Genomic DNA, 708 nt, shown 5'->3' on the forward strand with positions numbered 1-708 from the left:
TCGGCCAGCCATTGCTGCCCGCATCGTGGCGCACAGCGAGCCGATCTCCTCCGCCGTCGGCGTGAGTTCCGCCATTCCGCGCGGTCCCTCGATCCAGTCGAGATAGGCGTGCATCCCAGCGTCCGTGGTCGGCACGGTGGCGATGATCGCCGCCCGAGCAGCATCGGCTCGGCGCAGCACGCGCGTGAGGCGACGGGCAGCAGCGCGAGCGTCGCGGTGATCCTTGCCCAGCCGCGCGGCGACCTCCTCCTCGACGTCGGAGGCGCTGTTCAACGCGTCGTTGGCGGCATGCTCGCGCCGGATGGCGGTGAAGATCGGATCATGGCGCGGCATCGTGCGCTCCTGTCGTGTCGGCCTTCGCGAAGCGTTCGATCTCCCGCAGCAGCGCGATGAAGCATTTCGGCTGCCAGTCGAGATCGTCGGATGGATCGGGCGCGAGGTCTGCGAGAGTGCAGCTATCCCACACCAGGGCGAGAGCGTGCGCTGCAAGCCCACGTGCCGTCTTCGCCGGAATGGCACGAATGGCGTTGGCGACGGCATTGCCGGCCTCGCACGCATCGTCGTCCGTGTAGGGCGGCGGCGGGCCCTCGCCGTCGTCCAGCAGCGTCACCATCCGGGCGACGTGCCGGATACGCAGTTCAGCCTGCAGCCGGATCAGCGCCGCATCAGGGTGGGCGTCGTCCGGCGTCTGGAGCTGCGCCGCGAGGG

At 69.8% G+C, this 708-nt stretch carries 2 protein-coding genes; both read right to left on the minus strand.

Translation table 11 applies throughout. From position 1 onward, the window contains the following. A partial coding sequence (locus AC1RU4_RS26235) for a hypothetical protein (protein WP_492894807.1) occupies nucleotides 1–333 on the minus strand: 333 nt, incomplete at its 3' end. Further along, on the minus strand, nucleotides 320–708 hold a 389-nt coding region (locus tag AC1RU4_RS26240; protein WP_492894809.1), incomplete at its 5' end, for a hypothetical protein. The genes AC1RU4_RS26235 and AC1RU4_RS26240, both read right to left, overlap by 14 nt.

It is taken from the genome of Ancylobacter sp. GW821-FHT10E12 (assembly GCF_058809335.1).